Annotated in this window: 24 protein-coding genes; 19 read left to right on the forward strand and 5 right to left on the reverse strand. The window is 44.3% G+C overall.

All coding sequences use genetic code 11. The annotated features are described in order from the left end of the window. Positions 1–337: 337 nt before the first annotated feature. A complete protein-coding gene (locus tag L2717_RS13905) occupies positions 338–2,167 on the reverse strand; it encodes an ABC transporter ATP-binding protein (RefSeq protein WP_220774554.1) in 1,830 nt (609 codons plus the stop codon). 286 nt (positions 2,168–2,453) lie between these two features. Here L2717_RS13905 and L2717_RS13910 point away from each other — a divergent pair, with 286 nt between their 5' ends. The 8 genes from L2717_RS13910 (at position 2,454) to L2717_RS13945 (ending at position 10,927) form a co-directional block, all read left to right on the forward strand. Next, entirely contained in the window at positions 2,454–4,103 is a 1,650-nt protein-coding gene (locus L2717_RS13910) for an AlkA N-terminal domain-containing protein (protein ID WP_246611790.1), read from the forward strand. Between the two features lie 67 nt (positions 4,104–4,170). Further along, positions 4,171–4,728 carry a methylated-DNA--[protein]-cysteine S-methyltransferase gene (locus L2717_RS13915; RefSeq protein WP_220774555.1) on the forward strand — a complete coding sequence of 186 codons (558 nt, stop codon included), beginning with the start codon at positions 4,171–4,173 and terminating at the stop codon, positions 4,726–4,728. A gap of 47 nt (positions 4,729–4,775) precedes the next feature. Continuing rightward, on the forward strand, positions 4,776–6,059 hold the full coding sequence (locus L2717_RS13920) for a DEAD/DEAH box helicase (protein ID WP_220774553.1): 1,284 nt from the start codon (positions 4,776–4,778) through the stop codon (positions 6,057–6,059). 72 nt (positions 6,060–6,131) lie between these two features. After that, complete coding sequence (locus L2717_RS13925) at positions 6,132–6,602, forward strand: phosphatase domain-containing protein (RefSeq protein ID WP_220774552.1); 471 nt, start codon at positions 6,132–6,134, stop codon at positions 6,600–6,602. Between the two features lie 139 nt (positions 6,603–6,741). Continuing rightward, positions 6,742–7,638, forward strand: a complete 897-nt coding sequence (locus tag L2717_RS13930; RefSeq protein WP_220774551.1) for a chemotaxis protein CheV — start codon at positions 6,742–6,744, stop codon at positions 7,636–7,638. A 175-nt stretch (positions 7,639–7,813) separates the two neighbouring features. Further along, positions 7,814–9,037, forward strand: coding sequence for a serine/threonine transporter SstT (gene sstT, locus L2717_RS13935; protein ID WP_220774550.1), 1,224 nt, complete (start codon positions 7,814–7,816; stop codon positions 9,035–9,037). Between the two features lie 74 nt (positions 9,038–9,111). Further along, positions 9,112–9,636, forward strand: a complete 525-nt coding sequence (locus L2717_RS13940) for a CIA30 family protein (RefSeq protein ID WP_248938076.1) — start codon at positions 9,112–9,114, stop codon at positions 9,634–9,636. Between the two features lie 850 nt (positions 9,637–10,486). After that, positions 10,487–10,927: a hypothetical protein gene (locus L2717_RS13945; RefSeq protein WP_220774408.1), complete on the forward strand. Its 441-nt coding sequence runs from the start codon at positions 10,487–10,489 to the stop codon at positions 10,925–10,927. A 98-nt stretch (positions 10,928–11,025) separates the two neighbouring features. Here the strand turns inward: L2717_RS13945 and L2717_RS13950 are convergent, their stop codons facing one another. Next, the gene (locus tag L2717_RS13950; RefSeq protein ID WP_220774407.1) at positions 11,026–11,697 is read right to left on the reverse strand and encodes an RluA family pseudouridine synthase; all 672 of its coding nucleotides are present in this window, start codon (positions 11,695–11,697) and stop codon (positions 11,026–11,028) included. Positions 11,698–11,773: 76 nt separating this feature from the next. After that, complete coding sequence (locus L2717_RS13955) at positions 11,774–12,397, reverse strand: acyl carrier protein phosphodiesterase (RefSeq protein WP_220774406.1); 624 nt, start codon at positions 12,395–12,397, stop codon at positions 11,774–11,776. 106 nt (positions 12,398–12,503) lie between these two features. On the opposite strand from L2717_RS13955, the gene L2717_RS13960 reads away from it, so the two are divergent. The 11 genes from L2717_RS13960 (at position 12,504) to L2717_RS14010 (ending at position 21,433) form a co-directional block, all read left to right on the forward strand. Further along, on the forward strand, positions 12,504–12,713 hold the full coding sequence (locus L2717_RS13960) for a hypothetical protein (protein ID WP_220774405.1): 210 nt from the start codon (positions 12,504–12,506) through the stop codon (positions 12,711–12,713). Positions 12,714–12,776: 63 nt separating this feature from the next. Continuing rightward, positions 12,777–13,814 carry a tRNA preQ1(34) S-adenosylmethionine ribosyltransferase-isomerase QueA gene (queA, locus tag L2717_RS13965; protein ID WP_220774404.1) on the forward strand — a complete coding sequence of 346 codons (1,038 nt, stop codon included), beginning with the start codon at positions 12,777–12,779 and terminating at the stop codon, positions 13,812–13,814. A gap of 162 nt (positions 13,815–13,976) precedes the next feature. Next, positions 13,977–15,101, forward strand: coding sequence for a tRNA guanosine(34) transglycosylase Tgt (tgt, locus tag L2717_RS13970; RefSeq protein WP_220774403.1), 1,125 nt, complete (start codon positions 13,977–13,979; stop codon positions 15,099–15,101). A 26-nt stretch (positions 15,102–15,127) separates the two neighbouring features. Then, positions 15,128–15,460 carry a preprotein translocase subunit YajC gene (gene yajC, locus L2717_RS13975; protein WP_076498077.1) on the forward strand — a complete coding sequence of 111 codons (333 nt, stop codon included), beginning with the start codon at positions 15,128–15,130 and terminating at the stop codon, positions 15,458–15,460. A gap of 17 nt (positions 15,461–15,477) precedes the next feature. Then, positions 15,478–17,328, forward strand: a complete 1,851-nt coding sequence (gene secD, locus L2717_RS13980; protein WP_220774402.1) for a protein translocase subunit SecD — start codon at positions 15,478–15,480, stop codon at positions 17,326–17,328. 12 nt (positions 17,329–17,340) lie between these two features. Then, the gene (secF, locus tag L2717_RS13985) at positions 17,341–18,288 is read left to right on the forward strand and encodes a protein translocase subunit SecF (protein ID WP_220774401.1); all 948 of its coding nucleotides are present in this window, start codon (positions 17,341–17,343) and stop codon (positions 18,286–18,288) included. 229 nt (positions 18,289–18,517) lie between these two features. Then, complete coding sequence (locus L2717_RS13990; RefSeq protein ID WP_220774400.1) at positions 18,518–18,835, forward strand: putative signal transducing protein; 318 nt, start codon at positions 18,518–18,520, stop codon at positions 18,833–18,835. Positions 18,836–18,987: 152 nt separating this feature from the next. After that, positions 18,988–19,347: a rhodanese-like domain-containing protein gene (locus tag L2717_RS13995; protein ID WP_220774399.1), complete on the forward strand. Its 360-nt coding sequence runs from the start codon at positions 18,988–18,990 to the stop codon at positions 19,345–19,347. A 20-nt stretch (positions 19,348–19,367) separates the two neighbouring features. Continuing rightward, entirely contained in the window at positions 19,368–20,279 is a 912-nt protein-coding gene (locus tag L2717_RS14000) for a precorrin-2 dehydrogenase/sirohydrochlorin ferrochelatase family protein (RefSeq protein WP_220774398.1), read from the forward strand. Between the two features lie 110 nt (positions 20,280–20,389). After that, positions 20,390–20,932 (forward strand): YaeQ family protein, encoded by a 543-nt coding sequence (locus L2717_RS14005; protein WP_076498087.1) that lies wholly within the window; start codon positions 20,390–20,392, stop codon positions 20,930–20,932. A gap of 297 nt (positions 20,933–21,229) precedes the next feature. After that, on the forward strand, positions 21,230–21,433 hold the full coding sequence (locus L2717_RS14010) for a hypothetical protein (RefSeq protein ID WP_246611718.1): 204 nt from the start codon (positions 21,230–21,232) through the stop codon (positions 21,431–21,433). Here L2717_RS14010 and L2717_RS14015 read toward each other — a convergent pair. Next, the gene (locus tag L2717_RS14015; RefSeq protein ID WP_220772437.1) at positions 21,391–21,792 is read right to left on the reverse strand and encodes a rhodanese-like domain-containing protein; all 402 of its coding nucleotides are present in this window, start codon (positions 21,790–21,792) and stop codon (positions 21,391–21,393) included. The genes L2717_RS14010 and L2717_RS14015 overlap by 43 nt on opposite strands. Before the next feature lie 92 nt (positions 21,793–21,884). Beyond that, positions 21,885–22,097, reverse strand: coding sequence for a YgaP family membrane protein (locus L2717_RS14020; protein ID WP_220772435.1), 213 nt, complete (start codon positions 22,095–22,097; stop codon positions 21,885–21,887). Positions 22,098–22,113 lie beyond the last annotated feature (16 nt).

The raw sequence follows: 22,113 nt of genomic DNA on the forward strand, positions 1-22,113 counted from the left end.
CGACATTGTTGAGCAGTGTTCCATCGCATGGAATAGCTTCATAGAGAATAAAGAAAGGGTGAGTAAATTGTGCTCTAGACGATGGGCAGTGTTGACCAGTTAATTAATATAAATGGTATTGTCTCATTTCTCCAATAGCTTCACGAGTGAGATTTTAAGTGAGCCGTTCTTATAGCTACGAGTATGGTAGAGGTGTCGCGTTAAACTGGCTGGTAATTTGAGTGAAAGTGAGGGGGAGGTTTCTAAAAAGAGGGCTGTATTAAGGTATGTATATAGTTGAGATAAAAAAAGGCGACACTCATTGCTGAGTGTCGCCTTTCGTCATTTAACTTTTAATTTAGTCTACACCTAAGAATCCACAGGTTTGGTGTGCCCATAGTTGGGCATAAATACCGCCAGCGGCGATAAGTTCTTGATGTGTGCCTTGCTCGACGACTCGGCCTTGATCTAACACGATTAGCCTATCCATCGCTGCAATAGTTGAAAGTCGATGGGCAATGGCGATCACTGTTTTACCTTGCATTAATTCATATAAGCTTTCTTGAATTGCAGCCTCGACTTCAGAATCCAGCGCAGAGGTGGCCTCATCCAGCAGCAAAATCGGTGCATTTTTCAATAAAACCCGTGCGATGGCGATACGTTGTCTTTGGCCACCAGAGAGTTTTACGCCGCGTTCACCCACTTGGGCATCTAAGCCATGGTTACCGTTAGGATCGCTTAAGCTTTGAATAAAGTCATAGGCTTGAGCTTGCTTAATGGCGCTGTCGAGCTGTTCTTCGCTGGCACTTGGATTACCGTAAAGAATATTTTCACGGATGGTGCGATGCAAAAGTGAAGTATCTTGTGTTACCATGCCTATTTGCGAACGCAGTGAATCTTGCGTGACCGTTTTGATGTCTTGGTCATCAATATTAATCTGACCTTTTTCAACATCATAAAAACGCATTAGTAAATTTACTAGAGTTGATTTACCGGCGCCAGAACGGCCAACAAGACCGACTTTCTCACCCGCTTTAATATTCAGATTCAGATCTTCAATTACGCCAGTTTGTTCACCGTAATGGAAACACACATGTTTGAAATCTATCTTACCTTGATTAACGATAAGCGGTTTTGCGTTAGGTTCGTCTTGGATTATTGTTGTTTTTGATAGCGTGTTCATCCCATCGGTAACCGTGCCGATATTTTCAAATAACGAACTAATTTCCCACATTATCCACTGTGACATGCCGTTTAAGCGCAGTGCTAAACTGACCGCAATGGCAATGGCGCCGATAGTAATCGCGCTGTCAGTCCATAAAGCAATCGCTACCGCAGCAATGCTGAAGGCGAGCATATAGTTGATGATTTGCACGCTGACGCTGATGCCCGTTACTAAACGCATCTGGCGATAAACCGTGTCTAAAAATATCCGCATACTGGATTTAGCGTATTCGGCTTCTTGTTGTGTGTGGGCGAATAGTTTTACTGTGGTGATGTTGGTGTAGCTGTCGACGATACGGCCTGTCATGGTTGAGCGTGCATCGGCTTGCTCAGTAGAGACACTTTTTAACTTAGGTACAAAATACCATTGCAGCCCAACATACAATGCGAGCCACACTAACATGGGGAGTACGAGACGCACATCGGCGCTGGCGATCATCACTAGCATAGAGGTGAAATACACTAAAATGTATACCAGTACATCGAGCAATTTCATCACAGTTTCGCGCACGGCTAAGGAGGTTTGCATCACTTTAGTCGCGATTCGCCCCGCAAAATCATTTTGATAAAATGAAACACTTTGCTTCAGCAAATAACGATGTGCAAGCCAACGAATCGACATAGGATAATTGCCGAGTAAGGTTTGATGCATGATAAGCGCATGCAGTAATACCAACACAGGCATGACAATCAGCATCATCACGCCCATGAGTATTAAGGTTGTCCCTTCATCTTGAAATAAGGTCTGTGGATCTTTTTTCACAAGCCAATCAACTAACTGGCCCATAAATCCGAACAATGACACCTCAAGCATGGCCAGCATAGCGGTCAGAATAGACATTAGGATTAATGGCAGCTCGTAGCCTTTAGTATAGTGACGACAAAAAGCATATACCCCAGTAGGTGGCTTAGTGGGTTCGTCATCGGGGAGGGCTTCAACCCAAGATTCAAATCGTTTAAACATGAATTAACTCTATGTTGAGATAAAAAATAGTCGTATTTATACCTAAATAACCCGCTGATGTTGAAACTCGTATCCTCAGGTCGCTTGGGTATAGCATATAGGATTTCATGCATTAACAGCATGGAAATGATTGAGTTTCGTTTTCCGCTAGTGCTACATGTTAGTTTTACGTAAAGTAATCAACAAGACATAAATTGTGAGCGGATATTGTCGGGCCTAATAAATGATGAAGACGAGTAACATGCCTGTGGTTTTGATAAAAAAAGAGAGTAATCGTTCGGCTGATATGCTTGAATTCAGAGCGGGACACCTTTCAGCAACGGTTTGCCGAGAGGCGAGGATGAGCTGCGATGTGCATTTTGATGGTAAGTTTTTTGTTGGCGTGTTAACGACGGGCATTTATTGCCGTACTGTGTGTCCGGCTGTTGCGCCAAAAGAGCAAAATGTGCGTTATTTCGATTTAGCCGTTAAAGCGGCGCTGGCGGGATTACGCCCGTGTTTGCGCTGTCGGCCCGACAGTGCGCCGGGGTCAAATCCGTGGAAGGGTACAGGCACAACGCTAGCGAGGGCCATTAGCTTAATCGAAGCGGGCGCATTGGCAGGGAAATCATCGGGGGAAGCTGCTTTAACCGTAACACAATTAGCTGACCGATTAGGCATCAGCAGTCGTTATCTGAATAAGCTATTTACCGAAGGTTTTGGCACTTCGCCAAAACAATATGCCTTATACCGACAGTTACTGTTTGCGAAACAATTATTACATCAAACCCAGTTACCTATCACTCAAGTGGCGTTGGCGGCGGGTTTCAACAGTATTCGCCGTTTTAATGAGGCGTTTAAGCAAAACTTGCAATTAACGCCCTCTCAATTAAGAAAGACCGCATTAATCAAGGCGGCGAAGGAGCACGTTATTGATCCATCAACAGGATTGAGCGAAATTAATGCTATGGGTGAATTTGTACCACACTATGGATTAACCCTATATCAATACTATCGACCACCATTGGATTGGTCATCGCAGCTGGCATTTTATCGCTTACGTGCGGTGACGGGGATGGAATGGTTCACGTCGCAAGTGAGTCATCCACAAGTGAGTCATCCACAAGCGAGTGATGCAGTTCAAGTTACAGATGAAGCGCACCTTGCCGCGGAAGCCAAAGTTGACGATAACGGGCTCGAATATGGTCGTTGTTTTGCATTAGGTAACATGCGCGGCACAGTGCAAATGTCCCATGAGCCTAAGCTCAATCGATTCAAGCTGTCCATTGCATTGACCGAAGACTCTACCGTAGATGAATTACAGCAATTAGTGACGCAGATACGGCGGATTTTAGATCTTGATGCGGATATGCAGCAGATTGAGCAGGGCTTAAGCACGCTACCCCATGTAGAATTAACGCCTATGGCAGGCTTGCGTATTCCTGGCGCGGGCTCATTATTTGAGGCCGTGTGCCGCGCGATTTTAGGCCAACAAGTGACAGTAGTGCAGGCAACTAAATTATTGAATCTATTGGTTGAGGCCTATGGTGAGCGCTTTTACCTCAATGGCCGAGAGTATCGTTTATTCCCGACACCTGAGATCATTCGCAATGCCAGTCTTACTGAGCTTAACATGCCGGGGGCACGTAAATCGGCGCTCAATGCTCTGGCTGCATTTATCTGCGATTACCCGGAGGCAAGCGTTGATGAATGGCTTAGTGTTAAGGGTATTGGTCCTTGGACGATAGCCTATGCCAAGCTTCGCGGTTTGGGCGAACCTAATGTGTTTTTAGATTCAGATTTAATCGTCAAAAAGCATTTACTGGCCTTATATGCTAAAACACATCCGCAGGATGTATCTGCTACTACGGTAAGTTATCCTGATTTATGTCAGCAGCTTAGCCAAAGCATCGCGCCTTGGGGCAGTTATTTAACCTTCCAGCTCTGGCACCAATAACCGTCAAACAGTTCCAAATTAAACTGACAATGTAGAACATCGTTTACATTAAATGAAGAGACAGATCATGAAGCATCCTATTCGTCAATTGAGCCAAGCTCCAAACGTTGCAGCGTATCAGCCCTGCGCTGTTGATACTTTTATGAGTCCTGTTGGCCTGTTGCAATTACATGCTAACGCCTACGGGCTGAGCCATTTAACGGTTATTGGCTCAGATCGTACTGAGATTACCCTTGCTAAGGTGAGTGCGGATACTCTCAATCAAGCCACGGTGCATATTCGCGAAACTCAGGCACAGCTCACGGATTATTTTGCGGGTAAACGTGTTCAGTTTGATGTAAAGCTCGCGCCCAAGGGCACACTATTTCAACGTGAAGTCTGGCAAGCTTTGCTTAATTTAGATTACGGTCAGAGCTGCAGTTATGGAGAGATTGCTAAACAAATAGGTCGTCCCAAAGCGGTACGCGCGGTAGGCGCCGCCAATGGCGCAAATCCTATCGCCATTATTGTACCTTGCCATAGAGTGATAGGTAAAAATGGTAAACTCACCGGTTATGCTTACGGACTTGCGATGAAACAACAGCTGTTAACGCTGGAAACTGACAAGCACGGCTTCGATATTTAAGCTAGAATAGCGGTCTATTAAGATATTGGTGAGCAGTTAAACTTTTTATGACTCAGGCTTCTTCCTCTGCGGCAAACTTTGCCCAACTCGGCATTATTGCACCATTGCTAAATCGATTAACCGAATTAGCCTATGTTTTGCCCACACCAGTACAGGCGGCGACAATTCCTGCCGTGCTCGCAGGGCGCGATGTGTTAGCCGGCGCCAATACAGGCTCGGGTAAAACCGCAGCATTTGCCGTACCGTTGTTGCAACAACTTGTTGAAGCCAAAACTGATGATAAGAGTGGCGCTTATGTCCGTTGTTTGGTCTTAGTGCCAACCCGTGAATTAGCGCAGCAAGTTGCTGACAGCTTTTTATCCTATGCCTCGCATTTAAATGGCAAACTAAAAATTGTTGCCGCATTTGGTGGTGTATCCGTTAATGCCCAAATGCAAAGTTTGCGCTCGGGCGCCGATGTATTAGTGGCAACCCCTGGTCGTTTATTAGATCTGTTATCCAGTAATGCGATTAAATTGAACCGCGTTAGTGTCTTAGTGCTTGATGAAGCCGACCGTTTGCTAAGTCTTGGCTTTACTGAAGAGTTAGCCCAAGTGTTTGACGCTTTGCCAGCGAAAAAACAAACGTTATTATTCTCAGCGACCTTTCCTGAAGAAGTGCGTGAGTTAACAGCAAAACTGCTTAATAATCCACTTGAATATCAATTGCAAAGTGAGCAAGAAAGCACTATTCATCAGCGGGTGATTACCGTTAACCGACCGATGAAAACCGCACTATTGGCACATTTGATTAAAGAACATCAGTGGTCGCAGGTGCTGATTTTTGTCAGTGCTAAAAATACTTGTAATCATTTAGCGCAAAAATTGTCTAAACGTGGCATCAGTGCCGAAGTTTTCCATGGCGATAAAGCTCAAGGTGCGCGTACGCGGGTGCTCGATGGCTTTAAGAATGGTGAGATCAGTGTGTTAATTGCGACCGATATTGCTGCTCGTGGTATTGATATCGATAAACTGCCTGTGGTGATTAACTTTGATTTGCCCAGAAGCCCTGCAGATTATATGCATCGTATTGGTCGTAGTGGCCGCGCCGGTGAAGCAGGCTTAGCCGTGACCTTGATTTCCCATGAGGATTATCACCACTTTGGCATTATAGAAAAAAAGAACAAGCTTAAGTTAGTGCGTGAGCAAATTGTCGGTTTTGAAGCCGATGATGAAATGCCGGCCGAATTGTTAGAGCAAGAAAAGCCAGTCGCTAAGCCTGAAGGTACGGGCAAAAAAAAACGTAAGCAGTTACCGCCAGCCAATACTGAATTTTGGGGTAAGCAATCGTAAGTCGTTGGAGATAAGCTATTGTTAACTTATCTCTAATGTCCCTTGTCATCTCACTTGTCGTAGGTAAGGTTTATGCAGCACTTATTTTGGTTAGTTGAAGGTAAAGTCGCAGGGCGCAGTGGCCCCAATAAAGATCCTTGGGATTTGCAAACGCTCAAAGACGCTGGCATTGGCGCCGTTTTGTCAGTTAATGGCGGCGAAGGCTGCGAACCGAGCGCATTTAAACAGCTTGATTTACGTTACGAATGCATTCCATTGTCGCGCAATGTGCCACCCCAAAATGGAGACGTGGCGATTTGTGTGGCTCAGTTGCCTAAGGCTTTAGCGTTTATTCAGCAATGTGAAGCTGATGATGTTCCTGTGGTTATTCATTGTCGTTCGGGTAAAGATCGCACGGGTTTAATTATGGCGTATTATCTGATGGTTAACGGCGCAGCACCATTACATGCGGTGAGCCAAGTACGCAATATTCGCGATATCGCTTTTACTGCCGAAGGCTGGGACCAATTTGCCTTTGATGTCCTATATGCATTACAAGACTAAGTCTTTAAAAGCCATTTGGTCGTTAAATCGACTAATTAATAGGTAATAATTTTCATGTGTTTGACCTTAATCATCAATTTTTAATTGTTTTAAGGTTAAGCTATCTCTAGATTCGTTTGAGTGAGTTACCCATATCATTATGAAAAGCAAGGCAAGTCAGTCGCAGGGATTACTACTGTTTAAGTTGTCACAGACCCAAGTATTTGCTTTGGGCACGCTAAAAATTCGTGAGTTAGTGCCATACACGCCATTAAGTAAAATACCCCAATCGCACCCGACGATTCTTGGCGCTGCGACCATTCGTGGCCATACTATACCGATTATTGATATGGCGGCCGCTATTGGCTACAGGCCGATTACCGCCGATGAATTAGAGAAGTGCTACATTATTATCACTGACTGCCAACGGATGATTATTGGCTTTTTAGTGCGCGGTATCGATAAAATTATCGAGTGTAACTGGCGTGATATTGAAGCCCCTTCTGCCAACTTAGGTAAAAATGCCTATTTGACTGGCGTTACCCGTTTTCAAGATCAATTGGTGCAGTTGCTCGATGTTGAACTGTTATTGTCAAAAATTTTCCCCGATAACCCACAAACTAACCGCGCTATTTTGACCGATGTGCAGCGTGAAAAACTTAAGCCGATGAATATTCTACTGGTTGATGATTCTAAAGTTGCCCGTAAGCAATTATCCGACGCCCTAGATATGATCAATATTCCTTATCGGGTGACCGCAGACGGTAAAGAAGCCTTAGCGATTATGGAGCAGGCGGCACTGGATCATCATCCTATTGATATTTTAGTGAGTGATATCGAAATGCCAGGGCTTGATGGTTATGAATTGGCGTTTGAGGTGCGGGATAATCCGTTAACCGCCAATGCTTATATTATTCTGCACACGTCTCTATCCAGCGAAATTAGCGTGAGCCAAGCCCATCAAGTCGGGGCAAATGAAGCGCTAACGAAATTTGATGCCCATGAGTTGATTGATGCCATGTTGCGTGGTGCTGATTTAGCTATCAAAAAGCACTAATCAAGCAGTGTGTGCGGTTTTTGTGAGCTTTAGGCGAGCAAGAGGGGGATTTTGCTCGCTTATTTCTTTGTAAGACTAGACAAGTCCAGTCACATCCTATAAAAACCTAATGGCCTCATTTTCGAAGGCGTGCGTTGGGGATCTCAACCAAAATATAATAACGATAGGTTAACTCATGAAACAAAAATCATTATTAGCTAAATTGGCTAATGGAAGTCTCGTTATACAAATCTTATTAGGCATCATCGCGGGTGTGGTTTTAGCCAATTTTTCACCTGATAGCGCAAAAGATATCGCTTTTTTAGGTAGCTTATTTGTGGGTGCATTAAAAGCGATAGCGCCAATATTAGTATTCATCTTAGTGGCGTCATCGATTGCCAATCAAAAGAAAAATACTCAAACTAATATGCGTCCTATTGTGGTTCTGTATCTATTTGGCACGTTTGCCGCAGCATTAACCGCAGTCATTTTAAGTTCAATTTTCCCCACTGATTTAGTACTAGTAGCTGGCGTGGAAGGTACAAGTCCACCACAAGGCATTGGCGAAGTCATCAATACCTTATTATTCAAACTAGTCGATAACCCCGTTAATGCGTTAATGACGGGTAACTATATTGGTATTCTCGCTTGGGGTGTGGGTTTAGGTTTAGCCTTACATCACGCTACCGATTCGACTAAACAAGTGTTTGCCGACATGAGCCATGGTATTTCGCAAATGGTGCGCTTTATTATTCGTTTAGCGCCTATCGGTATTTTTGGTTTAGTTGCTGCCACATTTGCTGAAACCGGCTTTGCGGCAATTGCAGGTTATGCACAGCTATTGGCGGTATTATTAGGTGCGATGGCGATTATCGCTTTAATCGTTAATCCATTGATTGTATATGTTAAGATTAGACGTAATCCGTACCCGCTGGTATTTCAATGTTTGCGTGAAAGTGGTGTTACCGCATTTTTTACTCGCTCGAGTGCGGCCAATATTCCCGTGAATATGGCGCTATGTGAAAAATTAAACCTGCATGAAGACACGTATTCCGTTTCTATTCCTTTAGGTGCCACCATTAACATGGGCGGCGCGGCGATCACCATTACAGTATTGACTTTAGCCGCGGCTCATACCTTAGGTATTCAAGTTGATCTACTGACAGCATTGTTACTCAGCGTCGTCGCCGCAGTTTCAGCTTGCGGCGCATCTGGCGTTGCTGGTGGTTCATTACTGCTCATTCCATTAGCTTGTAGCTTGTTTGGTATTTCTAACGATGTAGCCATGCAAGTAGTCGCAGTGGGCTTTATTATTGGTGTGGTTCAAGATGCTGCTGAAACCGCATTGAATAGCTCAACTGACGTTATCTTTACCGCTGCCGCTTGTGAAGCTGCTGAGAATAAAGCTAAACTGAGTTAACGAGTGCAGTTATGCGTATTGAAAAGTAATAAAAAAGCAGTCACTTAGGTGGCTGCTTTTTTATGGGAGTTGTTATGATCTTTTTTGATTTTAAAGTGCTAGATGCGGAAAAGCCTTGGTATGGCATAAATGATACTGTGATGGGCGGTTTGTCCCGCAGCAAGATGGCGATTTTACCTTTCGGTTATGGTGAGTTTAGTGGTCATGTGTCGCTGGCTAATGGCGGCGGCTTTGCCTCGGTGCGTTGTGAGTTCACCCCTATAGATGTGAGTGGGTTTACGGGGATTTATCTTGTACTAGATAGCGAGCGAGATAAGCACTATAAAGTGAATTTAAAAGATATTAATACCCCTCAAAGTACGGTATATCAAGCGGTAATGCCCATGCCAAGTCATCAAATGTTTGGTGTGAATGACACAAAAATTATAAATTGGCAGCGTATCAATATTCCTTTCAGTAATTTTCAGCCGCAATGTCGCGGTAAAGCAATTTCCCGTCCAGATATAGCGTTAAGTCAACTCTGCAGCTTAGGGCTAGTGATTGGTGCCCAGCAAAGCGGTGACTTTTCACTGTTAATTAAAGAAATAGGTTATTACTAGCTTGTGCTGTTATTGCTTGTAACTGACAGATATATTATCCATCGACTTGATTAAATAAAAATAAGGCGGAGACACTTACTCTTATGGTGAGTTTGACGGCACGGTAACAAGCGCCGACAACCCCTAATGGTTGGATATTTTTCTAAGTATCATTAGTTTTTCGCGGTCGTAGTTAGCGTTCGCCATCATCATGCCGTTTGGGGGGCGCTTAGAGCGATCAACAATTTACCAATATTATTTAATTGTAAGCGCTAGCACTTTGATAAAATTATGTTTTTCACGTCCCATTGGCTCTGTCGCTATCAATGCATGCTATTCCCATTGAGTTGAGATCATACCGTGGCTTAACAGATCTGATAACTCAGGTCTTTGCATTATAAATTGTGTTGTTGGTCTTTTTGTGAGCGGTTAACGGTTAAGTGATTGGTATAGAACAATATTTGCAGTGACGAGCCCAGCGGTAGCGGCATCTTTAACCTAAAAAATTACGTCGATAAATATTATACATAACGCTTTTTATTTTTTGACCTAAAAATAGTGAAATTATCCTCGGCGTTGTTAGTGTGATAATTCACTGAGGATTTATATTAGAAACCTTATTCAAATGAGCCATAAAAGATCCAATAGCTTATTCACTACAGAAATAAGTCTTTTAGCGCCCTTTACTTTAGCAATGAGTAAAGAGTGATAATGATCACGTTTTAATTTACACGTTGAGCTACACTGCCGATTAATTAATCAAAGGTGTTTATCTTTTTATTTTATATAGTTAGCAAATATTAATTAACCAAATGATCACATTACATACGTTGTTCTAAGTAATGTGCAGTCATAAGGAGTAAAGAGTCAAATGGGTTCTATGCTTAATGTACTACCAAAACTGACTTTCACCTCAGGTGATTGGGTATTGCATAAGGATATCAGGATGTCTGGAATTGAAAAACGCCGTCGCCTTCATTGGCGGGAGACAGATATGCAAAATCGTGAAATTATAGGTCGTTGGTTAGATGGGCGTCCTTTATTGGGTGACAAAATTACCCTCTATAAAGAAGACGATAAATATTTTTTAGAAACGTGGTTTAGTGATGGCTGCCATAGTTTAGATGAAGTCTATATGTCGCAAACCGCTGAAGGCCATAAGCTGGAAGATGTGGGCGGTAATTTCTTTGGTGAATTCTTTATCGTGACACAGTCACAGCAATTACAATTTTGTAATGAGCAGGGCTGTTATTTCCAAGCGGATAAATTAGCCGCCGATGCCGATTTTGCTAAAGGCATGCGCGTCGCTTAAACGACGACAGTCGAATCCGTAAATAACTAAGGTCGCATTTTAGCTCAGTGCTAAGTCGCGACCTTTTGCTTTTATGGGATTGCAGCTATTGGATTGAGTTATTCACTAAAGGGATGTTTACTGCAAAAAAATAGCGATTTACCCGAATAGGGATGGGTCAAACTTAAGCTTTGTGCATGTAAGCATAAACGCGGTGCGGCTTTGATAACCTCGGCATCACCGTAAAACTCATCGCCTAAAATCGCATGGCCTAGGGCAAGCATATGCACACGCAATTGATGAGTGCGGCCAGTTTCTGGTGACAGCTCGACTAAGGTGCTATTTTCTCTTCTTTCTAATACACGGTAATGGGTGAGTGCGCTTTTACCGCCCGTTTCTCCCGCTGGCAGTGTTTTTTGATAGGGCGGATGTTCACTGTCTGGCGCAATCGCGAAGTCAATAACGCCCTGTTCCTGCGTCATATCTCCCATCACTTCAGCAATATAAACTTTCTTACTCTGCCTATCTTGAAACTGCGTTTTTAGATGTGACTCGGCTTTCTTATTACGAGCGAACACCATAATGCCCGAAGTCGCGCAGTCAAGGCGATGCACTAAAATTGTTTCAGGATAGAGTGTTTGCAGACGTGTTAGCGCGCAATCGAAGGTGTGGGCTGCTCGACCTGGGTTAGACAATAATCCCGAAGGTTTATTGATGATAATCAGATCTCTATCTTTATAACGTATGTCTAGCCAGGGAACCGCTGGGGGCTGGTAATCAAATATTTGCATCTTATCCTCATTTTCGCGCGGCCATATTAACAAAATTTACTTAGGCCAACAGCATAATCTGATGCTCGCTCATTTTTTAGAGCGTCGAGGGCAAATATTCTACTGGCGTCTTACGACCCCAAATACGGCTGTAAGCCATTAATTGTGGATAAAAAGTGCGAAATGCCGTTTCAATTTCTATCTGCATTTTATCGATAATTTTATGGCTATCTTTAAATAGCGCAGCTTGTGGGTGCTGTTTTGCCACTTGTGTTAAAGCGTGCCGTAGTCCTTGCTCGGTAGCATAACTGCCTAACCAATCTTCGCTGTGCATGGTTGGAATAAGCGTTAACAAAGATTGAGGATGATATGGGTCACTGCCTTGTGCTGCAAAGGACGCAAGGGCGCCATAAGCCTTTTGGCTAAATGCATCCAGTGGTTCTGGATGGTATTCTTCCCAATAGTAAGCCAAGTAATGATCAAAACTCACTGCCATCAGTTCTGCTGCTATGCTTTTTAAGGCTACAGGGAAAGCTTCCATTAATTCGAGAGTGAGTTCGTGGCTGGCGCACAGAGCGTTAATTTCTTGGTTTAGCCACAAAGCTTGACGTAATTCCATTGGCGCTTGTGAGATTGGTGCTTGAATATAGTTACCTGCCACATTAGCGGCAAGATGGGTTTTACTGATGTCGGCAAGATGTAAGTGTGTAAGAAAGTTCATATATATGCTTGGTTAACCACGTCGGTTCACGGTAGCATGCTGTAGTGCGCTTAGGAAAGCGCCCAAGGTAAAAATGTAGTTTTTTTTCACTTTTCTAGGATCATGGATGATGTGTAACTGGTTTACTAAAATGCTCAGTAAAGATGAGCGGCCTAAGCGCAAAAAAGTGCTAGTCGAAATTCCCTTTGAACAATACCCTTTTAGTTTGGATGATTTTAGCCCCACACGGCTTAAATATAGTGTTGATGAGAATGTATCCTCAGAGGGGGCCAATCCGCAGTGTCTTGAGCAAGAAGTAGACGCTGGTAATAAGTAATCTTGATCTTATTGGCCTCTACCCTATAGACTAGCCGCCGTTTAACGCTATCTTGAGGCCACTATGCGCGTTGCTGACTTTTCTTTTGATCTCCCCGATGAGCTGATCGCTCGCTATCCTATGGCGCAGCGTAATGCATCACGCCTACTTACTTTAAATGGCAACTCTGGCGCGTTAGGTGATAAACAATTTACCGATCTACAGGGGATGATTAATCCTGGCGATTTAATGGTATTCAATAATACCCGAGTAATCCCCGCGCGCATGTTTGGTCAAAAAGCCAGTGGCGGTAAGTTAGAAATCTTAGTTGAGCGTATGCTTGATGATAAGCGTATTCTCGCCCATGTTCGCAGCTCTAAATCCCCCAAAGTCGATTCATTAATCCACCTAGATGGTGGTTATCAAATGAAGATGCTGGCGCGCCACGATACCTTGTTTGAACTAGAGCTGTTAGCTGAGTTAACCATCTTAGAAGTGCTCGAAGCAGTAGGGCACATGCCATTACCGCCTTATATCGACAGACCCGATGAAGATGCCGACAAAGAGCGTTATCAAACCGTATATAACCAAAATCCCGGTGCAGTTGCAGCCCCAACGGCTGGCTTACATTTTGACGATGCGATGCTTGAAGCATTAAAGGCTAAGGGCGTTAATATTGCCTTTGTGACCTTGCATGTCGGTGCAGGAACTTTCCAGCCCGTACGCGTTGACACTATTCTTGAGCACAAGATGCATTCTGAATGGGCCAATGTACCGCAGGATGTGGTCGATTTAATTGCGCAAACTAAAGCCGCGGGTAAACGTGTGGTTGCCGTTGGTACAACATCAGTGCGTTCACTCGAAAGTGCAGCGCGCGCAGGTGAGGGTGAACTCAAAGCTTTTTGCGGTGATACCGACATCTTTATTTATCCCGGTTATCAGTTCCAAGTGGTTGATGCCATGGTGACTAACTTCCATTTGCCAGAATCTACCTTAATCATGTTAGTGTCCGCCTTTGCGGGTTTTGATCATGTTATGGCAGCATATCAACATGCCATCACGCAAAAATATCGCTTTTTTAGTTATGGTGATGCCATGTTTGTGACGAAAAAAGCCCACTAGAGTATGATTTTGCTTTAAAATAGCCGCCCACAGTGAGTATGGGCGGCAAATTTATTTTATCAAAAGGTTGAACCTTTTTGCATTGTCCCCATCTCTATTGTTAATCAAAATGGCATTGGCCATTAAAAATGTAGTCAGACTGTTTTTCTGGCGAGGTAAATTATGAAATTTGAATTAGATACTACCGACGGCCGTGCGCGCCGTGGTCGGTTGATTTTTGATCGAGGCACAGTAGAAACCCCAGCATTTATGCCTGTGGGAACCTACGGCACGGTTAAAGGTATGACGCCAGAAGAAGTACGTGCCACTGGAGCTGACATTCTGCTCGGTAACACCTTCCATTTATGGTTGCGTCCAGGCGAAGAAATCATGCGTAAGCACGGTGACTTGCATGATTTTATGAATTGGCAGCGTCCAATATTAACTGATTCGGGTGGTTTCCAAGTATTTAGTCTTGGTGATATTCGCAAAATCACTGAAGAAGGAGTGCATTTTCGTTCGCCCATTAATGGCGAAAAAATCTTCTTAGATCCTGAAAAATCAATGCAAATTCAAGATGCATTGGGCAGTGATGTGGTGATGATTTTTGACGAATGTACCCCGTATCCCGCCACTGAAGATGAAGCGCGCAAATCAATGCAAATGTCTTTGCGTTGGGCTAAGCGTTCGCGCGATGAATTTGACCGTTTAGAGAACCCTAATTCTCTGTTCGGTATTATTCAGGGCGGAGTGTATGAAGATTTACGCGATGAAAGCTTAAAAGGCTTAGTCGATATTGGTTTTGACGGTTATGCCGTCGGTGGTTTGGCCGTAGGTGAGCCTAAAGCAGATATGCATCGCATTCTTGAGCATATTTGCCCGCAAATTCCTGCTGACAAACCTCGCTATCTGATGGGGGTCGGTAAACCAGAAGATCTCGTTGAAGGCGTACGCCGCGGTGTTGACATGTTTGACTGTGTGATGCCAACCCGTAATGCTCGAAACGGTCATCTGTTTACGAGTGAAGGTGTGATCAAAATACGCAATGCGCGTCATCGAGATGACACCTCACCACTTGATACTAAGTGTGATTGTTATACCTGTAAAAACTATTCGCGGGCATACCTTTACCACTTAGATCGTTGTAATGAGATTCTGGGTGCGCGTTTAAACACCATGCACAATTTGAGATACTATCAAATGTTAATGGAAGGTTTGCGCGGTGCGATTGAGACGGGTACATTAGACGCCTTTGTAAAGGACTTCTATACCAGTCAAGGTCGCGAAGTACCAGAGTTAGTCGATTGATTTTTTGCTAATAAAAAGAGAGAACTATGTTTATTTCAAATGCATACGCAAGCGCTGCCGGCGCACCACAAGGTGGCGGCACGATGGAACTGATTTTCATGCTGGCGATTTTCGGCCTGATTTTCTATTTCATGATTTTCCGTCCACAGTCAAAACGCGTTAAAGAGCACAAAAACCTTATGTCAGCGATTGGTAAAGGCGATGAAGTGCTAACTAGTGGTGGAATTTTAGGCAAAGTTGCAAAAATCAGCGATGAAAGCGATTACGTGTTACTGAGCTTAAACGACACAACGCAAATCACGATCAAAAAAGACTATATTGCAGCTGTATTGCCTAAGGGCTCTATCCAGTCGTTGTAAGCCAAGAGGGCTCAGGCGTGTTAAATAAATACCCAATGTGGAAAAACATTATGGTGATGCTCGTCATCGCCATAGGTTGTTTCTATGCCGTACCGAACCTTTTTGGTGAAGATCACGCGGTGCAAGTGGTGGCGACTCGAGGTGCTGAAGTTACCGCATCGACCCAAGCCAGTGTGAACGAGCTGTTAGCCAGTAAGGGCATTGCGGTAAAGCGCTCTGAGCTTGAAAAAGGTCAGTTGTTGGTCCGAGTGCAAAATCCGGAGCAACAACTACTGGCTAAAGAAGTGATTGCAGATAGCCTAGGTGACAAGTTTACAGTAGCGCTAAACTTAGCGCCTGCAACGCCTAAGTGGCTCGAGTCCATGGGCGGTAGCCCAATGAAACTCGGGCTCGATCTTCGCGGCGGTGTGCATTTCTTAATGGAAGTGGACATGGGCGAAGCTATTCGCAAGATGGAAGAAGCTAAAGTTGCCGATTTTCGCTCGCAATTACGTGAAGAAAAAATTCGTTATGCCGGCATTCGTAATAATGCTGCGGGTATCGAAATTAAATTTCGTGATGCTGAAAGTCTAGCCAGTGCGGAACGTTTCCTTAAGACTCGCAGTAACGATATGGTTTTTAGTGATGTGAGCCGTGGTGAAGATTTTGCCCTGCAAGCTGTCATGAGCGAAACCTATATTAAGCAAGTTAAAGAAGAAGCACTGCAACAGAACATTACCACTATTCGTAATCGTGTTAACGAGTTAGGTGTGGCTGAACCGGTTGTACAACGTCAAGGCGCTGAGCGCATTATCGTTGAGCTGCCAGGGGTGCAAGATACCGCTCGTGCCAAGGAAATTTTAGGTGCGACAGCATCGATAGAATTTCACATGGTGGATGACAAAGCCGATCCTAATGCTGCGCAATCTGGTCGTGTGCCTGCAGGTTCTGAAGTCTATCCTCGCCGCGAAGGTGGCACTGTTATATTGAAAAAAGAAGTGATGCTGACGGGGGATCATATCACTGGCGCACAGCCTAGCTTTGACCAGTATAGTCGTCCACAGGTAAGCATTAACTTAGACGCGAAAGGCGGTACCATTTTCTCTGACGTGACCAAAGACAACATAGGCAAGCCTATGGCCACTTTGTTCATCGAGTATAAAGACAGTGGTGAGCGTAATGCCGACGGCAGCGTTAAGATGCACAAAATCCAAGAAGTGATTTCTGTTGCAACTATTCAAGCTCGCTTAGGCCGTAACTTTGTGATCACTGGCTTAAGCCATGGTGAAGCACAAAACCTTGCGCTATTACTGCGTGCAGGTGCCCTGATTGCACCGGTATCGATTGTTGAAGAACGTACTATTGGTCCAAGCTTAGGTGCTGAAAATATTCAAAGTGGTGTGCAAGCTATGGTATGGGGTATGGCGATTGTCTTACTCTTTATGTTGGTTTACTACCGTGCCTTTGGTTTTATCGCCAACCTCGCTTTAACCGCAAACTTAGTTATGGTTGTAGGCGTTATGTCGATGATCCCAGGCGCTGTGTTAACGTTACCCGGTATTGCCGGTATGGTGTTGACTGTGGGGATGGCAGTTGACGGCAACGTACTGATTTATGAGCGTATCCGTGAAGAGTTACGTGCAGGTCGTAGTGTACAGCAAGCTATCCATGAAGGTTATGGCAACGCATTTTCAACTATTGCGGATGCTAACATCACCACCTTTATCACTGCACTCATTTTGTTTGCTGTAGGAACCGGTGCGATTAAAGGTTTCGCGGTGACCCTAATGATAGGTATTGCCACTTCTATGTTCACCGCTATCGTGGGTACTCGCTCAATCGTTAACGCGATTTGGGGTGGTAAGCGCGTGAAGACTCTGTCTATCTAAGGGGAAGTGATAATGATTGAAATTTTATCTTTAAAACATACGGTAAACTTCCTCCGTCATGCATTGCCTATCAGTATTATGTCGGCTGTATTGGTGCTGGCATCGCTGGTATCGCTTGCTGTAAATGGTGTTAACTGGGGGCTTGATTTCACTGGCGGCACCGTCGTTGAAATGGAGTTTACTCAGCCTGTTGATTTAAACGCACTGCGTGTGCAACTGACAACGCCTGATTCTGAAGGCGCCATTGTGCAAAACTTCGGTTCTAGCCGTGACGTCTTAGTACGTTTACAGGTGAAAGAGGGCGTTAAAAGTGATGTGCAAGTTAAATCCGTCATGGAAGCCGCACAGAAAGTTGATCCACAAGTACAGCAAAAGCGTGTTGAGTTTGTTGGCCCACAAGTGGGTAAAGAACTGGCTGAACAAGGTGCTTTAGCGGTATTAGTCGCGCTGATTTGTATCATGATCTATGTGTCATTTCGTTTTGAATGGCGCTTAGCTTTTGGTTCTGTGGCAGCTCTCGCACACGACGTGATTGTAACCTTAGGGGTATTTTCGGCATTCCAATTGGAATTCGATTTGACCGTTTTAGCGGGTCTATTGACGGTTGTAGGTTATTCACTTAACGATACTATCGTGGTATTTGACCGTATCCGTGAAAACTTCCTTAAGATGCGCAAGAGCGAACCTGAAGAAATAGTCAACGTTTCTATTACTCAAACGATGAGCCGGACGATTATCACCACAGGTACGACTTTAGTGACGGTTGTGGCCTTGTTCCTGAAGGGTGGCACTATGATCCATGGCTTTGCGACTGCATTGTTGATGGGGATTTTTGTGGGTACTTATTCTTCTATTTATGTTGCAAGTTTCTTAGCCGTGAAACTGGGGATCAATCGTGAACACATGATGCCAGTTGAGATAGAGAAAGAAGGCGCAGATCAACCGCCAATGATGCCTTAACAGCTAAGTTGGAGTAAAAGCCACCTTCGGGTGGTTTTTTTTACGCAAATATTAGAGTGGATGATGCATGTTGCTTGCAAAATCAGTATCTCATTATAGTTTGTTGTGTAGAAAGTCATTGTTAACGCTATTAATGAATGATGTAAAAAACAGCACTCGACACGCTCGGCTATTTAGCAGTAGGATGTCGGCAACCCTTATTTAGAGACTAGTAGCCGTAGGATGTCCCATGGAAGAACGTAAGGTATTAGTGGCAGGTGGTAACTTATTGCAAGCCCACACATGGAAAGGTTTATTAGAAACCTGTGGTATTCACGTTGAACTCAGAGGTGAAGCGTTGTTAGGTGGCGTAGGTGAACTCCCTACCGGAATGCAAAATGTGGAGTTATGGGTGAGAGAATCACAACATGGCTCAGCGCAAATTCAATTAAATGCCTTGGATGTTGAAAGTCCGCAATGGCAATGTGTATTGTGCCATGAGACCAATGAGGGCAGTTTTGAGCTTTGTTGGCAATGCAGCTCGGAGCGCAGCGAAAGCCATAATTAATCTAAGTAGTAGTCTAAGTACGTAATCTTAGTTGATTAATTCCTTAGCTAAATGGTGCGACAAAAAGATTGCTTGAGCCAGATGAGCGCATTACACTTTGTTGATAAGCTGACTTTATTCTCATCATTCAATATCTTACCTAGGAGTCTGCGATGCAGCACCCCAATGCCTTTTCCGCTCTTGTTAATGCTATTCTGCCTAAAATAACCGAAGTGACCATAGAAGCTTATCAATTAGATGACAGCTGGTATTTAATTGATGTGCGTGAGGATCGCGAGTGGCTACAGGATCATTTACCCCAAGCTCAACATTTAAGCCGCGGTATTTTAGAGCGTGATATTGAAGCGCGTTTTCCTGATAAAAATACTCCCATTTTGCTCTACTGCGCAGGTGGTGCGCGCTCAGCTTTAGCGGCCCATAATTTGCAACTTATGGGCTATACCCGTGTTGGTTCTATGGCGGGTGGTTATAAGGGCTGGATACAACGTCAACTGCCAGTGGTGCAGGATTAAGAGTCTAGGATCCTATTTTAATGCAATATTTCCCCTTATTTGTCGATACAGTTAACTTAAATGTCTTGCTGGTAGGAGCGGGCGATGTGGCCAGCCGTAAGCTCGCACTGCTAACACGTACCGAGGCTAATATTCACGTGATAGCCCCAGAGATTATTCCTGAAGTGCAGCGTTATGCCGATACGGGCCGTATTCTGCTATCCCAGCGTGAAGTGGTCCACGCCGATATTCAAAACTATGATTTAGTCTATTTAGCCACCGCCAATGACAGTTTTAATGCCGAGTTGGCGACCCTAGCCACCGCGCGGGGCATTTGGGTTAATGCCGTTGATAATCCTGCATTTTGCCGTTTTATTACTCCATCCATTGTCGATCGTGGTCGTTTAGTGGTGGCCATAAGCACTGCGGGCGCAGCGCCGGTATTTGCGCGTACCATTCGCTCACGTTTAGAGGCCAGTTTGCCACAATCACTTAAGCCTTTATTTGATTTTGTCGCCGATAGACGTGTAGAAGTGCAAGATAAACTCGATTCAACATCAAAACGGCGCTTATTTTGGGAACGTTTTTTCGATACTAATGGCGACCGTTTTGATAGTCGCACTGCCGAACATTATCACAATGCGTTTGGTCATTTAGTCAGCCGCGGCGAAATGTTGTTAATCGATGATGCTACCCAAATTGACTTATTACCGCTCGCGGCGATACCGCTATTACAACGGCTCGATTGGGTATATAGCCAAGAGGAGGTGAGTGATGCACTGGCTGAACTCGTACGCCGTGATGCTAATCGTGCTTTTTTACCTGTACTTAGTGAATTGAGTCAACAATATGAGCAAGGCACACGCATGTTGTTAGTGGCAGATACGCAAAAAATCAATCAGTTGAAAGCACATTTCCCTATGGCTAAACATTTACGCCAAGGCGCACTTTAATACTCAATGTGCCATTGTTCGTTTGAGCTAACATTGAGTCTCAGGTAGACTCAGCGACCTTATTTTAGGATTTCGCTTTTTCAGGATTTCACTCTGCACTTAGGATGACTATGGCTCCCAAAGCGACCGTGTTTAAGGTCAATTTACAGATTGCCGATATGGATCGACATTATTACCAAGATCATCAACTAACATTGGCCCAGCATCCTTCAGAAACCGATGGCCGCATGATGGTACGTTTATTGGCGTTTATTATTAATGCCAGTGAAAGCTTAAGTTTTAGTAAAGGCATGTGCGTTGAGGACGAGCCAGAACTGTGGGATAAAACCTTATCCGGTGAAATTGATCTTTGGGTTGAGTTTGGTCAAGCCGATGAGAAATGGCTGAGAAAGGCCAGTGGCCGTGCCAAAGTGGTGCAGTTATTTACCTATGGTGGCCGCAGCGTGCCTATTTGGTGGAAGCAAAATCAGCAAACGTTAGAGCGTTATCAAAATCTTAAAGTATGGAATATTGCTGAAGAGTCAGTAGCGGCGATGCAAATCTTTGTTGGCCGTAATATGGCATTGCAGGTTTCTATCAGTGAAGGCCAAATTTGGCTATCGGATAGCGAAAACAGCGTGCTGATCGAACCTGAAATCCTTAAAGATATTTAATCACGCATCGGATTAAAAAGCGCCGATAGCGAATGTCTTCACTCAAGAGTGAGCAGCATTAGCTATTGGCGCTTTTAGTTTATTAGTCTGTCATTAACCGGGTGGGTAAAGCAGCTAGCTGATTAAAATTATGTTTTAAATGTTATACCAACCACATTAAATATCTAATCAGTTCAGAGCCTCACAGGTATTTCAATCCGAGGCGCATTGACGCAGAAATGGTTATTCCCTTTTAAGTCAATGCAACACGGGAGTGGGATGCCTGTGAGGCTCCCAAAGGGCGGCTGATTTAACTGCATGGCAACGCGCTTTATACTGCGTTTAAGGCTTTCGACAGAGCACCACTATGCCTTCAAGCCTTCGCCTTATCTAAAGCGCGTTGAACTCCCGCTGAATGAACAGATATTTAATACGATTGGTATTACCTTAGCGCGTCAAGACTCACTTTTTGGAGCTCATTACTTAGTTGGCGCTTTTTGCGCTTCAATTAAGCTTGAATAACCGCCACCATCATAGGTTTGCGTGTATCCCGCAGCGACTAAGGCTTTGGTTGCAATACTGCTACGGCGGCCGCTGTGACAATACAGCACAACAGGGGCGTCTTTGGCGATGCCACGCTTAGCAAATTCCTCAGCCACTTGCTCAAAGGGAATATTGACGGCATTGGCGATATGCCCTTCAGCAAACTCCTTTGGTGTTCTGACATCAAGCACCATAGCGCCTGTCGCAATTTTATCCCACGCAATGGCTGGATTTTGATCTGCAGCGTTTGCCATCATCGGCATTAGCATCAGTGAGGATAGGCTTAACAGAGCTAAGCGCATTAGGTTTTGGCTACGTGTAATAAGGTTGTGGATCACTTTATCTCTCCTTGAAGACTTGTTTTAGACCAGCTTGGTGTAGCCAAGCTGGTATTCGCTAACCTTACTATTATGTACTGACTTGGTATTGGTTAGCTTTGCTTGGCAATTTCAGCCTCTGATTTTACACCTAATTTGCGTAAAACCATGGCCGCAGGGCAAAAACCTGTAAAAGCACTTTGTAATAGGTTAGCGCCAATAAATGCGGTTAACCATATAAAATTGTGGTGCACATACGCGGTTAGCACTAGCGACAGTAACACCATCAATCCGGCAAAAGCCATAATGCTGCGTTCTATTGACATACTTTACTCCTTGAGA

The sequence above is a fragment of the Shewanella glacialipiscicola genome, assembly GCF_023283485.1.
Taxonomy (GTDB): domain Bacteria; phylum Pseudomonadota; class Gammaproteobacteria; order Enterobacterales; family Shewanellaceae; genus Shewanella; species Shewanella glacialipiscicola.

Excerpts from the sequence above, each read along its gene's own strand:
- L2717_RS13905 (WP_220774554.1), bottom strand. The coding sequence starts at position 2,167 with ATGTTTAAACGATTTGAATCTTGGGTTGAAGCCCTCCCCGATGACGAA.
- L2717_RS13910 (WP_246611790.1), top strand. The coding sequence starts at position 2,454 with ATGCTTGAATTCAGAGCGGGACACCTTTCAGCAACGGTTTGCCGAGAG.
- L2717_RS13915 (WP_220774555.1), top strand. The coding sequence starts at position 4,171 with ATGAAGCATCCTATTCGTCAATTGAGCCAAGCTCCAAACGTTGCAGCG.
- L2717_RS13920 (WP_220774553.1), top strand. The coding sequence starts at position 4,776 with ATGACTCAGGCTTCTTCCTCTGCGGCAAACTTTGCCCAACTCGGCATT.
- L2717_RS13925 (WP_220774552.1), top strand. The coding sequence starts at position 6,132 with ATGCAGCACTTATTTTGGTTAGTTGAAGGTAAAGTCGCAGGGCGCAGT.
- L2717_RS13930 (WP_220774551.1), top strand. The coding sequence starts at position 6,742 with ATGAAAAGCAAGGCAAGTCAGTCGCAGGGATTACTACTGTTTAAGTTG.
- sstT (WP_220774550.1), top strand. The coding sequence starts at position 7,814 with ATGAAACAAAAATCATTATTAGCTAAATTGGCTAATGGAAGTCTCGTT.
- L2717_RS13940 (WP_248938076.1), top strand. The coding sequence starts at position 9,112 with ATGATCTTTTTTGATTTTAAAGTGCTAGATGCGGAAAAGCCTTGGTAT.
- L2717_RS13945 (WP_220774408.1), top strand. The coding sequence starts at position 10,487 with ATGGGTTCTATGCTTAATGTACTACCAAAACTGACTTTCACCTCAGGT.
- L2717_RS13950 (WP_220774407.1), bottom strand. The coding sequence starts at position 11,697 with ATGCAAATATTTGATTACCAGCCCCCAGCGGTTCCCTGGCTAGACATA.
- L2717_RS13955 (WP_220774406.1), bottom strand. The coding sequence starts at position 12,397 with ATGAACTTTCTTACACACTTACATCTTGCCGACATCAGTAAAACCCAT.
- L2717_RS13960 (WP_220774405.1), top strand. The coding sequence starts at position 12,504 with ATGATGTGTAACTGGTTTACTAAAATGCTCAGTAAAGATGAGCGGCCT.
- queA (WP_220774404.1), top strand. The coding sequence starts at position 12,777 with ATGCGCGTTGCTGACTTTTCTTTTGATCTCCCCGATGAGCTGATCGCT.
- tgt (WP_220774403.1), top strand. The coding sequence starts at position 13,977 with ATGAAATTTGAATTAGATACTACCGACGGCCGTGCGCGCCGTGGTCGG.
- yajC (WP_076498077.1), top strand. The coding sequence starts at position 15,128 with ATGTTTATTTCAAATGCATACGCAAGCGCTGCCGGCGCACCACAAGGT.
- secF (WP_220774401.1), top strand. The coding sequence starts at position 17,341 with ATGATTGAAATTTTATCTTTAAAACATACGGTAAACTTCCTCCGTCAT.
- L2717_RS13990 (WP_220774400.1), top strand. The coding sequence starts at position 18,518 with ATGGAAGAACGTAAGGTATTAGTGGCAGGTGGTAACTTATTGCAAGCC.
- L2717_RS13995 (WP_220774399.1), top strand. The coding sequence starts at position 18,988 with ATGCAGCACCCCAATGCCTTTTCCGCTCTTGTTAATGCTATTCTGCCT.
- L2717_RS14000 (WP_220774398.1), top strand. The coding sequence starts at position 19,368 with ATGCAATATTTCCCCTTATTTGTCGATACAGTTAACTTAAATGTCTTG.
- L2717_RS14005 (WP_076498087.1), top strand. The coding sequence starts at position 20,390 with ATGGCTCCCAAAGCGACCGTGTTTAAGGTCAATTTACAGATTGCCGAT.
- L2717_RS14010 (WP_246611718.1), top strand. The coding sequence starts at position 21,230 with ATGGCAACGCGCTTTATACTGCGTTTAAGGCTTTCGACAGAGCACCAC.
- L2717_RS14020 (WP_220772435.1), bottom strand. The coding sequence starts at position 22,097 with ATGTCAATAGAACGCAGCATTATGGCTTTTGCCGGATTGATGGTGTTA.